At 62.9% G+C, this 11,659-nt stretch carries 11 protein-coding genes; 8 read left to right on the plus strand and 3 right to left on the minus strand.

What is annotated here, in order from left to right; genetic code table 11:
- The first annotated feature begins 27 nt into the window (after positions 1 to 27).
- The 8 genes from bluB to cobT all read left to right on the plus strand — a co-directional run bounded on the left by bluB (position 28) and on the right by cobT (position 7,399).
- The gene (gene bluB, locus F0P97_RS10615) at positions 28 to 780 is read left to right on the plus strand and encodes a 5,6-dimethylbenzimidazole synthase (RefSeq protein ID WP_182286674.1); all 753 of its coding nucleotides are present in this window, start codon (positions 28 to 30) and stop codon (positions 778 to 780) included.
- Entirely contained in the window at positions 777 to 1,859 is a 1,083-nt protein-coding gene (gene cbiB / locus F0P97_RS10620; RefSeq protein WP_182286675.1) for an adenosylcobinamide-phosphate synthase CbiB, read from the plus strand. Before bluB ends, cbiB begins: the two co-directional genes overlap by 4 nt.
- Positions 1,852 to 2,859, plus strand: coding sequence for an aminotransferase class I/II-fold pyridoxal phosphate-dependent enzyme (locus F0P97_RS10625; protein ID WP_182287170.1), 1,008 nt, complete (start codon positions 1,852 to 1,854; stop codon positions 2,857 to 2,859). Before cbiB ends, F0P97_RS10625 begins: the two co-directional genes overlap by 8 nt.
- Before the next feature lie 44 nt (positions 2,860 to 2,903).
- Positions 2,904 to 3,710 carry a HipA family kinase gene (locus F0P97_RS10630; protein WP_182286676.1) on the plus strand — a complete coding sequence of 269 codons (807 nt, stop codon included), beginning with the start codon at positions 2,904 to 2,906 and terminating at the stop codon, positions 3,708 to 3,710.
- Positions 3,697 to 4,098 (plus strand): DUF3037 domain-containing protein, encoded by a 402-nt coding sequence (locus F0P97_RS10635; protein WP_182286677.1) that lies wholly within the window; start codon positions 3,697 to 3,699, stop codon positions 4,096 to 4,098. The genes F0P97_RS10630 and F0P97_RS10635 overlap by 14 nt, the downstream gene beginning before the upstream one ends.
- A gap of 3 nt (positions 4,099 to 4,101) precedes the next feature.
- Positions 4,102 to 5,556, plus strand: coding sequence for a cobyric acid synthase (locus F0P97_RS10640; RefSeq protein WP_182286678.1), 1,455 nt, complete (start codon positions 4,102 to 4,104; stop codon positions 5,554 to 5,556).
- Between the two features lie 117 nt (positions 5,557 to 5,673).
- Positions 5,674 to 6,102, plus strand: coding sequence for a hypothetical protein (locus F0P97_RS10645; RefSeq protein WP_182286679.1), 429 nt, complete (start codon positions 5,674 to 5,676; stop codon positions 6,100 to 6,102).
- Positions 6,103 to 6,286: 184 nt separating this feature from the next.
- Positions 6,287 to 7,399, plus strand: a complete 1,113-nt coding sequence (gene cobT / locus F0P97_RS10650; RefSeq protein WP_182286680.1) for a nicotinate-nucleotide--dimethylbenzimidazole phosphoribosyltransferase — start codon at positions 6,287 to 6,289, stop codon at positions 7,397 to 7,399.
- 55 nt (positions 7,400 to 7,454) lie between these two features.
- Here the strand turns inward: cobT and nth are convergent, their stop codons facing one another.
- The 3 genes from nth to F0P97_RS10665 all read right to left on the minus strand — a co-directional run bounded on the left by nth (position 7,455) and on the right by F0P97_RS10665 (position 11,446).
- Positions 7,455 to 8,111, minus strand: coding sequence for an endonuclease III (gene nth / locus F0P97_RS10655; RefSeq protein ID WP_012837964.1), 657 nt, complete (start codon positions 8,109 to 8,111; stop codon positions 7,455 to 7,457).
- A gap of 89 nt (positions 8,112 to 8,200) precedes the next feature.
- On the minus strand, positions 8,201 to 9,910 hold the full coding sequence (locus tag F0P97_RS10660; protein WP_182286681.1) for a ShlB/FhaC/HecB family hemolysin secretion/activation protein: 1,710 nt from the start codon (positions 9,908 to 9,910) through the stop codon (positions 8,201 to 8,203).
- Between the two features lie 132 nt (positions 9,911 to 10,042).
- Positions 10,043 to 11,446, minus strand: a complete 1,404-nt coding sequence (locus F0P97_RS10665) for a collagen-like triple helix repeat-containing protein (RefSeq protein ID WP_182286682.1) — start codon at positions 11,444 to 11,446, stop codon at positions 10,043 to 10,045.
- Positions 11,447 to 11,659 lie beyond the last annotated feature (213 nt).

The raw sequence follows: 11,659 nt of genomic DNA on the forward strand, positions 1-11,659 counted from the left end.
CCATGTCTGTGGCGCGACAATAGTTCCATGACCGAATCCAAGACCAGCTCCTACGCGACGATTGCCGCAACGCCTTTCACCGAGGCCGAGCGTGCTGCCGTCTACCGCGCCATTTATGAGCGCCGCGACATGCGTCATTTTGCAGGAGGGAAGGTGGCAGACGAGGTCTTGCTGCGCCTGTTGCGCGCTGCGCACCACGCGCCCAGCGTGGGGTTCATGCAGCCTTGGCGCTTTATTCGGGTCAGGAGTGCCGAATTGCGCCTGCAGATCCACGGTCTGATCGAGGAGGAGCGCGTGCGCACCGCCCATGCCCTGGGCGAACGTGAAGAAGACTTCATGAAGCTCAAGGTTCAGGGCGTGCTCGATGCGGCCGAGGTGCTGGTCGTGGCCATGCCGCCGGGACGCGAGGCGCATATCTTTGGCCGCCGCACCCTGCCCGAGATGGATATCGCCAGCAGTGCCTGTGCCATCCAGAACCTCTGGCTGGCCGCGCGTGCCGAAGGTCTGGGCATGGGCTGGGTCTCGATTTTCGATCCGCTGGCGCTGGCCAGATTGCTGCAGATGCCTGAGGGTGCCCACCCGCTGGGAGTGCTCTGCCTGGGCCCAGTCGACGCCTACTATGCCGAGCCCATGCTGCAGCAGGAAAAATGGGCCTGCCGGGCGCCTCTGGAAGACATGCTGATGGACGATGTCTGGGATGATTCGCGCGTGGTGGCTGCGGCGACCAAGGGCAAGCAGGGCAGTGGGCCATGCGCCGGCAAGGGCAAGCCAGACGCATGACGAGTTTTGGCTGGACTGAGCTGATCGGTCTTTCTCTCAGTCCGCTGGCATGGCCCTATCAGGCATTCACCGCCAGTGATCTGGCGGCGCTCAACTGGGCGGCCAATGTGCAGGCGGGCCTGCTGGCCGTGCTGGTGGCTCTGCTGCTGGATCGGCTTTGGGGCGAGCCGCCAGTGTGGCTGCACCCCGTGGTGCTGATGGGCAAATTGCTGGGCTCGTCGGGGCAAGCGCTTGCGCCGCGTGCCGAAGTACAGAGTGACTATCTGCGTTTCTGCTTGGCAGCGCTTGTCTGGTGTGCGCTGGCGGCTCTGTTTTTCATCGTTTATGGCCTCGCCCAGTTCATGCTGGGTTTTGCCCCCTGGTGGCTCTGGGGACTGGTGATGGGGGTGTTGCTCAAGCCGCTACTGTCCTGGCGCATGCTCAAGGATGAGGTGCTGGCCGTGGAGACCGCACTGCAGCAATCGCTGCCCGCAGGGCGGGAGCGCCTGAGCTGGCTGGTGAGCCGCGACACGACTCAGCTGGACGCGGCCACCGTGCGAGAAAGCGCCATCGAGACCCTGGCCGAGAACCTCAGCGACTCCGTGATTGCTCCGCTGTTCTGGTTTGCCGTGGCCGGCTTGCCCGGGGCGGCCGTCTATCGTCTTGCCAATACTGCCGACGCCATGTGGGGCTACCCTGGGTGGCGAGGCCAGGGCGACCGCCGCCGCCACTGGCAATGGGCAGGCAAATGGGCGGCCCGCGCCGACGATGTGCTGAACTGGATTCCGGCGCGCATCACCGCAATGTGGCTGGCGCTGCTGGCCGGCGGCCTGTCCTGGACGGGTTTGAGGCGCGATGCAGCCGTGACGCCATCGCCCAATGGTGGCTGGCCCATGGGAGCCATGGCGCAGGCACTGGGGGTTCAGCTTTCCAAGCCCGGCGTCTATAGACTCAACCCGCAGGGGCGGGCACCGCAGGCGACTGATCTGGAGATGTCTGTAAGATTTGCATCAAAAGTGATCGCAGCGCATGTCCTGCTTGCGTTAGCAGCTATGATTTTGATTGTTCTGTGGAGAGGAAGGCTGCTTGCCAATGTTTGATGTGAATGCGGCAGCCATGCATGGCGGTACCGATGCGCTGGGCGTTCCGGCGCACGATTTTTCGACCAATCGCAATGCCTGCGGGCCTTGTCCCATGGCCGTGAAGGCGTTGCAGGCCGCCCATGTGGCGCAATACCCCGATCCGCAATACGGGGCATTGCGCACGCAGCTGGCGGCTTTTCATGGCGTGGCGGTGGAGCGCATCCTGATCGGCGGAAGCGGCAGCGAGCTGATTCATCGCCTCACGCTGCACGCTGTGCGCAGCGGTGCCAAAAGCGTGCAGTTTCCCCAGCATCACTATGGTGACTATCTGCAGGCCGCGCGGGTATGGCGGCTGGCGCTGTGCCGCCGCACAGAAGCGGCCGTGGCGCCGGTGCTCGGCTGGGCCTGTGAGCCTTCAAGCCCGCTGGGGGCGATGGAAGACATTTGGCCTGCCTGGCAGCAGCCGCCGGCGCAGAAGGAATGGCGCGTGCTGGACTGCGCCTACCGTCCGCTATGGCTGGAGGGCCAGCCACCCGGGCGCGATCTCGACGGTGTCTGGCAGCTGTGGACGCCCAACAAGGCCCTGGGCATGACGGGGGTGCGGGCTGCCTATGCGATTGCGCCCATGCAGGTCGCAGCCGCAGAGCTGCAGGCGCTGAACGCGCTGGCGGCATCCTGGGTGGTGGGCTCGCATGGCGTGGCCATGCTGCAGGCCTGGGTGACGGACGAGGTGCAGCAATGGCTGGCCCACAGCCTGATGACCTTGCGCCGCTGGAAGGCGCAGCAGCTTGCGCTGTGCGAGAGGCTGGGCTGGCAGGTTGTTCCCGGTCATCAGGCCAATTACTTTGTCGCAGGTCTGCCGCTGGCAGAGCTTGCCGCGCCTCTGGCCGGGCTGCGTGCCCAGGGCATCAAGCTGCGCGACTGCGCAAGCTTTGGCCTGAGCGGCCATGTGCGGCTGGGCGTACTGCCGCCCGTGTCGCAGGCCGCGCTGGAGCAAGCCTGGAAAAGCATTGAATGACCTTGCCGATCAGACCTGATGAGCGCAAGACGCTACCATTTCCCATGGACACTGAAACCTTGAAGCTGCGCTCGGTGCTGGTGGAGCGCTATGTCACGCCGCTGCGTGAAGGCGGCTCCATGCCGGCGATTGTCGAGGCCGACGACCTGGGCACCTATGTGCTCAAGTTCCGGGGCGCCGGGCAGGGCGTGCGCGCGCTGATGGCCGAGATCATCTCGGGCGGCATGGCACGTGCGCTGGGCCTGCCGGTGCCTGAAATCGTGCTGCTGCACCTGAACGGCGACCTGTCCCGCACCGAGTCCGACCCCGAGATTCAGGATCTGATTCGCGCCAGCGACGGGCTGAACGTGGGGCTGGACTATCTGCCGGGCTCCATCAACTTTGACCCGGCAGTGGACGTGGTGGACGATGACTTTGCCTCGCGCCTGGTGTGGTTCGACACCCTGGTCAGCAATGTGGATCGCACGGCGCGCAACACCAATATGCTGATGTACCAGAAGCAGCCCTGGCTGATCGATCATGGCGCGAGTCTGACGTTTCACCATGCCTGGAACGGAACGGTTGCCGATCCGGCCAAGCCTTTTGCGCCCAGTGCCGAGCATGTGCTGCTGCCACAGGCCAGCCAGCTGGCGCAGCTGGATGCGCAACTGGCCGCCAAGCTTGGACCCGAAGTGCTCAAGAGCATCGTGGACGAGGTTCCCGACTGCTTTCTGGAGCAGGCCGCTGCCGACAAAGAGGGCGAAGTGCTCAGGAATGTGCAGGCCCATCGCGCGGCCTATGTGAATTATTTCGTGGCCCGGCTTGCCGAGCGTGGCCGCTGGCTGCAAGGAGTGATCGATGCACGCGCATGAGGTCTACGACTACGCCATCGTGCGGGTAGTGCCGCGCGTGGAACGTGAGGAATTTGTGAATGCAGGCGTGATCCTCTCCTGCCAGCGCACCGGCCATCTGCAGGCCGCCGTGGCCCTTGACGAAAAGCGTCTGCTGGCGCTGGACCCGAATGTGGACCTTGAGGCCGTGCACCGTCACTTGGGCTCCATCGTGGCCATCTGTGAAGGCAGGGTCGATGGGGGGCCGATTGCGCGGCTGCCCATGCGCGCGCGCTACCACTGGCTCACGGCCAAGCGCAGCAGCATCATCCAGACCTCGCCCTCGCATATGGGCATGTGCACCCATCCCGGCGAGGCGCTGGCCAGAATCCTGCAGCGCGTGGTGCTGCCGATCCCAACCGAGATTTAAGACATGACAGCACGTTGCATCATGGTGCTGGGTACCAGCAGTGGCGCGGGAAAAAGCTGGGTGGCCACGGCACTGTGTGCCTACTACCGCAGCCAGGGCCTGAAGGTTGCGCCGTTCAAGGCGCAGAACATGAGCAACAACGCGCGCGTTGTGGCCACGCCCGAGGGCCGTTGGGGCGAGATCGGCACGGCTCAGTATCTGCAGGCGCTGGCCGGGGGGGCCGTGCCCGATGTACGCATGAATCCGCTGCTGCTCAAGCCCGAGGCGGACACGCGCAGCCAGGTGGTGCTGTTCGGACAGGTCAATGACGAGCTGAGCGCCATGCCCTGGAGGGGGCGAAGCCTCAAGGTCTGGCCGCAGATCGCGCAGGCGCTGGACGAGCTGTGTGCCGAAAACGATGTGGTGGTGATCGAAGGCGCAGGCTCGCCGGCCGAAATCAATCTGCATGCCAGCGATGTGGTCAATATGCGTGTGGCCAAGCATTGCAACGCACATTGCCTGCTGGTCTCGGACATAGACCGCGGCGGTGCCTTTGCCCATCTCTACGGCACCTGGGCACTGCTGCCTGAGGATGAGCAAAAGCTCATCAAGGGCTTTGTGCTCAACAAGTTCCGTGGCGATGCCGCACTGCTGGCACCGGCGCCCCAGATGCTGGAAGAGAAGACGGGGGTACCCACGGTGGCCTGCATTCCCATGCAGTTCCAGCACGGTCTGCCCGAAGAGGATGGCGTGTTCGATGATCGCGGCAGCACGGGAGCCGGGCGGGCCGTTCACACCACGATTGCCATCATCGCCTATCCGCGCATCAGCAATCTCGATGAATTTCAGCCCCTGCTGCAAGTGCCGGGCGTGCGCGTGGTCTGGGCTCGCTCTCCCGCGCAACTCGCCGAGGCGGACTGGGTCATTCTGCCGGGCAGCAAAGCCACGGCTGCCGACCTGGCCTGGATGCGTACGCAAGGGCTGGATGCAGCCGTCGTCGCTCATGCCGAACTCGGCAAGCGCGTGCTGGGCATTTGCGGCGGTCTGCAGATGCTGGGTGAGGCGCTGATCGATCTGCATGGCGTGGACGGCAATGCCGCAGGCCTGGGTCTGCTGCCGCTGGCGACATTGTTTGCGCAGGACAAGACCGTGCAGCCAACGACCCTGCAACTGCCTGATCTGCAAGCCCCATGGAATGCCCTGAGCGGCGTGACAGTACGTGGCTACGAGATCCACCATGGCCAGACTCAGCTTCGTGCCGACATGCAGATGGCCAGCGTGCGACCGGCTCAGGAACTATTGCCCGGCATGCTATGGCAGGGTGGCAACAGCGCTGTCATCGGTACCTATCTGCACGGCCTGTTTGAAAACGCCGAGGTAATTCATGCGCTGTTCGGCCACGATGCACCCAGCCTGGAGCAGGTGTTTGCGCGGCTGGCGCAGGGCGTGGGGCAATGGTTTGAGCCGGGCGCGCTCTGAGCTTCGGCCTGGTTTGTAGGACTGATCCGGCGGGCTCATAGCCGCTGAACCGATAAGTCTCGCCTGAGAGTGCGTGCAAGCTGACCGGGCTATTCACTTTTTGGAATGGAGTTGCGTATGGCTTTTTTCAAGGTTCAGACTCTTCAACTAGCTTTGGGTGCAGCGGTTTTGTCACTGGCAGGCATGGCCAGCGCACAGGTGGATGCAGCCAAGCCGGCGGCTGAGGCAGCTGCGATGGATGCGGCCAAGCCTGCGATGAAAAAGCACCACCACCGCCATCATCACAAGGGCCAGCGTCCCATGCGCGAGAGCAATTCGTCTTCTCGCGAGGCGATGGCTGCCAATGCCGAAGCCAAGAAGGGCAAGCTCGACGACGGCCAGGGCATGAGCCAGTACGAGCGCAATGCCTATGCCCGCTGCGGCGTGTTCAAGACCGAAATCGACAAGCAGGCCTGTATGGCGCGTGTCAAGGACGGCGCTGTCAGCGGCTCGGTCAAGGATGGCGGCATCCTGCGCGAAATCACGGTTGAGGAAGTCATTCGCTGATGCTTTTGCAGCGTCTTCAGCCAAGGCCCTTCGGGGCCTTTTTTCATGCTGCGCCTGAGCAATCGACGAACTTGGTGTTCCGGTGCCGATGAAAGCGCGATACTTGCAGGATCCCAAAAACGTGCCTTCCGTATCCCGGTGGTGGATGGCACTCAGGCCTGATGCACCGGGAATGAATGCACGCATGAGCTCCGCTTCTTTTTCCGAATTCCTACCGTCCACCATCTGGTCCTGCCCGCAGGTGCAGGACATCCATGACGCGGCGCTGAAAGCCCGCGTCCAGCATCGCCTGGATTTCAAGACCAAGCCTCAGGGATCGCTGGGCGTGCTGGAACAACTGGCCTTGCGCATTGCCGGCATCGTGGGTTGCGAGACTCCCAATCTGTATGCGCCGCAGATGGTGGTGTTCGCTGCGGATCATGGACTGGCTGCTCAGGGTGTGTCGGCCTATCCGGTCGACGTGACCTGGCAGATGGTGGAGAACTTCCTCGCTGGCGGCGCGGCCGTGAGCGTGCTGTCCCTGCAGAACGGAATTGATCTGAATGTGGTCGACTGCGGCGTGGCCCGCGACTTTGAGGTGCGCGAGCAGGATCCTGCGCACAAGCTTCCCAAGGCCCATGAGCCGCGCCTGTGGCGGCGCAAGGTGGCTTATGGCACGGCGGACTGCAGCCAGGGCCCGGCCATGAGCGAAGCCCAATGTGCGATGGCGCTGCGCAATGGCGCAGAACTGGTCAAGAAACTGCCGGGCAATGCACTGTTGCTGGGCGAGATGGGCATAGGCAATACATCCAGCGCTTCATTGCTGCTGGCGCGTCTGTGTGGCGAGCCGGTGGAGGAGGTGACCGGGGTGGGCACGGGCCTGAGCAGCGAAGGCCTGGCACGCAAGATCGCCGTGCTCGGGCGGGTGCTGGACTTTCATGCCGGCGTGCAAGAACCACTGGCCGTACTGGCTGCCATGGGCGGGCTGGAGATCGCCACCATGACGGGAGCCGTGCTGCAGGCCGCTGCCGAACGCCGCCTGATCGTGGTGGACGGCTTTATCACCACGGCTGCCGTGCTGGTGGCCAGTCGCCTGCAGCCCCATGTGCTGCAGCGCTGCGTGTATGCGCACCGATCGGGTGAGCCGGGTCATGCCCGCCTGCTGGCCCACCTTCAGGCCCAGCCCATGCTGGACTGGCAATTGCGCTTGGGCGAGGGTTCTGGCGCGGCGCTGGTCTGGCCGCTGCTGCGCTCGGCCTGCACCATGCTCAACGAAATGGCCAGTTTTGAATCGGCCGGCGTCAGCGGCAAGAGCTGAGGAACTTGAAAAAATATAGCTGCAAGCGCTTTGTGGATATTCGCTTAAGGCGTTTTTAGCTCTTTTTGCCAGCTGCCGGTGCCGGGGTTTTGGGCGTGAAATCGCAGTATTTTGAAGCCACGCATTCCCAGCAGCGGGGCTTGCGCGCCTGGCAGACATAGCGGCCCAGCAGGATCAGCCAGTGATGGGAGTCCACCGCGTATTCATCGGGTACGCGCTTGAGCAGCTGCTTTTCGACTTCCAGCGGATTCTTGCCGGGTGCGAGCCCCGTGCGGTTGCTGACGCGGAAGATGTGCGTGTCCACGGCCATGGTGGGCTGACCGAAAGCCACGTTGAGCACCACATTGGCGGTTTTGCGGCCTACACCGGGAAGGGCTTCCAGCTCTTCACGAGTTCTGGGTACTGTGCCTCCATGCAGCTGAACCAGCATGCGGCAGGTCTCCATCAGATGCTTGGCCTTGCTGCGGTACAGGCCTATGGTCTTGATGTAGCTCTCCAGCCCCTCAAGCCCCAGATCCAGAATGGCCTGCGGAGTGTTGGCAACAGGAAAAAGCTTGCGCGTGGCCTTGTTCACTCCCACGTCGGTGGCCTGGGCAGACAGCAGCACGGCGGTCAGCAACTCGAACACCGTGGTGTATTCCAGCTCGGTTTGTGGCGTGGGGTTGGCGGCCTTGAGCGCAGCAAAAAACGGCGCTATATCGTTTTTCTTCATGGGCAATATTGTGGCTTGTCGTTCAGGGAGAGGGACAAAGAAAAAGCCGCTGCAATATACAGCGGCTCGGCGGGCGCAACAGCGGCGAGTCAGGGGTCCAGGTTGTAACTCAACACAAGGCTGTAGCGCAGTTCCCTATCGGGATTGTTGACGGAACGATCGCCCAGCGGCTTGCTCATGGCCAGGTCCAGTGCGTAGTGGCGGCTGTCGGACAGGCGCAGGCCCAGGCTGGCAGAGCGCAGCGTATTGCCTCTGACGCCGCTGGTCTGCTGATGCGTGCGTGCCCACTCATAGAGCAGATAGGGTTCGGCCGACTTGATCCAGACCTGGTTGATGAGGAACTGGTAGTTGAGCTCGGCACTGGCGCCTACGCCGGAGTCGCCCGAGAACTCGCCAGCCTGATAGCCGCGGCCGAAGCGGGTGGAGCCAAAGGAGATTTTCTCCGGGACGGGAAGAATGTCGGCACTGTATTGCCCGCCCACGGCAAAAGCGGCGCCCATCTTGTTCGCGAAGCGATGGCGCTGTGCATAGTCGGCGGTGATGCGTGTGAAGTCCAGCTTGGCCGGATTTTCAAGCTTTTGCAGCAAGCCCTGCCGATAGTAGAGGTCCAGATTTTTGTAGGCCCCCAGACTGTCCAGGCCGTGGGCCAGCAAGACCGAAGCCGAGCGGGTGGTGGTCTTGCCAAAGGACGCCCAGGCCATTTGCGCATAGAGCGTGCGAACCTTTTCCTCGCGCAGCAGGGAGGCCTGGCTATCGGCCAGTTCACGGCTGTAATTGATGGCATACAGACCCGCCGTGGTGCTGAGCTGGGTGGTATTGCTCAAGATCCATGGGTGGCTGATATTGAAGTCCAGCTTGCGCTGCTGTGTCAGGTCGTCAATGCCGGGAATGCGCGTTGCAGGCGGGTTGAAGCTGCGGTAGTCGGAATAGCTGACACGTGCCTGCGTACCCTCGGGTTTCAGTTGCTGAGTGAAGCCTATGCTGCCGAAACGCTCCTTGTCGGGGTTCTGCAACATCGCCGAAGCCTGAAGCTGGCTGCCTGCCCACAAGGGGTCATTCAGGGTGAGAGATGCAATGATGCGCGGCGTGGGCTTGCGAGCCTCGCCTCCGACGGTGACGGCAATGGGCTTGTGCTTGGATTTGATGACCAGGGGCACTGCACCATCGGTGGTGGTCGGCAGATTGGCCGACGCTGTGATCTGCACTCCAGGAAGGCGTGCCATCAGCTGGGTCTGGTGCTGAAAGGTTTTGGTGGTCAAAGGCCTCTCAACGAGCAGCGGCTGGGCAATTTCGCGTATCTGCTCCTCGGAGCGACCGAAGTTCCCCTCCAGATTCAAGCTCTGTACATAGCCCTCGACCACGATGACCTGCACCGCACCATTGGCAAAGTCCTGCGGAGGAAGGTAGGCAAAAGAAAGGGCGTAGCCATGGCGTTGATACAGCTCGCTGACCTTCTGGGTCGCGGCGTTGAGCTCGCCCACCGTATGCGTGCCATTGATGAAGGGCGTGAAAAGCGCGCTGACCTCTTCGAAAGGAATTGCCGTGCTTCCCTGCACATTGACGCCACGTACTGCGACCCGGAGGTTGATGAGATCCTGAAGACTAGGCTGAGGCTTGTCTATCTGCATCGGTACCTGCCTGGGCTGCTGCTGCAGATTCCTTGCAGCTTCGGGTGTCTGGGGCAGGCTGTTGAGCGGGTTGCCAGCCTGCTGTGACCAGGCCAGAGGAGCCCAGGCCGCAAGTGCCAGTGCCTGAATCCTGTAGCTGATGCGGCCCTGTGGTTTTGCTTTTGACTGCAAAAGTCCCTCCTGTTCTATTTTTATGACTCTCATTGTTCCCTACCTCCCCAGAACTGGGTATGGGGCTTTCGTAAAAAAGCCCGCCTGCAGGCGGGCCAGGCTCAAGCGGTGCACAGACCACCGCCGTTCCCCTTATTTGCTGGTGGCTACCGCTCCACCGCCCAGGCCGAGCGCCAGATTGCCGCCCAGCAGTCCACCTAGCAGGCCGCCCGAGGTGCTTGCACCACCTGCAGCTCCTGCGCCCGCAGCTACATTGGTCACGCCGCCAAGTACACCGCCCACAAGGCCTGTGACTGTGCCAACGGTGTTGCCGACCAGGCCCGTCACCGCAGTGCCTGCACTGCCGGTGCCTCCTGCTGGAGCGCCAGCCGATCCCGTGACACCGCCGACAAGCCCTGTGACGCCGCCCAGCACGCCGCCGACAACATTGCCTGGTCCACCAGCGGGGCCGCCTGTGCCGCCCGTGACATTGCCAAGTGCGCCACCGAGCAGGCCGCCGCTAGGTGTGCCCGGGCCAGTCACCACGCCCCCCAGGCCGGCCACGGTCTGGCCGACACCCGAAACCACACCGCCCAGCGGAGCAACAACGGGAACCCCGGTGCTGGTGACGGAAACTCCCACATGATTGACTACACCGCCCACGGTGCCCAGCAAGCTGTTAACCGGTTGGCCCAGACCTGTGGTCTGAACCAGATTCTGGGTGGTGCCGAGCACGGTGCTCAATACCGGTGTGGCGACCTGGCTGACCTGAGTCGTCAAACCCGAGACCAGCGGGTTGCCGGTCAGCTTTGCCGCCGTGCCTTCGACGCCGGAAACGGTGGTACCCAGGATTTGTACCGTGCCGCCTGCCAGGCCCGCCACATCGCCGACCACGCCAAGCTGAGGAGTGTCCAGCGCACTGACCGTCTTGCCTGCCGAAGTGACCGCAGCGCCGAGATAGCCGACAGCAGGAACCACGCCTTGCAAGGTGGTGCCGATGGGGTCGGCCGTCTTGCCGATCTGGCCCAGGCCTGCGCTGACGCCGCTACCCACACTGTTGACGGCATTGTTCACATTGCCAAGAATGCCGCCGGCCGGCTGGGCCACACCGCTCAGAGGCGTGCCGTTGGTGGCCGTGCCCAGAGTGGAGGTCACGATGTTGTTGACGTCGCTGATGACGCCGCCTGTTCCGGAAAGCGTTCCCGTGACATCCGCCACGGTGTCACGCACCGGCGTGAGCGGAGTGCTTGCCACAGGCGGATTGCCCGTGCCGCCATCACCGCCGCCGGTATTGCCACCACCGGTATTGCCACCACCGGTACCGCCGCCTGTGCCACCGCCAGTTCCGCCACCAGTGCCGCCACCAGTGCCGCCTCCGGCAACAACATCTCCGCCGCCGGTGCCGTCGGGTCCGAGGTCGCTGCGCAGAGAGCCGCTCGAGCCACAGGCAGCCAGACTGGCAACCAAGGCTACGGCACATAGGCTGCGCAGGCTCAACGGGGTCTTGCCGTCAATGGCGACAGACAGGGCCTTGCCGGTAAAAGTATTAGTGCGCATAAATCCTCCATCCCAAAAACAAGTGAAAAAATCCGTCAAATACGCGGTCCGTTGATCGGTAGGCGTATGTTCTTGTCAGAGGCTAGGCGCTGTCCAATTCAAAGTTTGAGACACGAAGTTATGCGTAATTAACAATTACTATCAACTTTTATAAATTGGTAGGAGCTTGATTACTTGCAGCATGGAATAGCGCCTACATAAAAGCCACTTCCT

Source organism: Comamonas testosteroni, assembly GCF_014076415.1.
GTDB lineage: Bacteria > Pseudomonadota > Gammaproteobacteria > Burkholderiales > Burkholderiaceae_C > Comamonas > Comamonas testosteroni_F.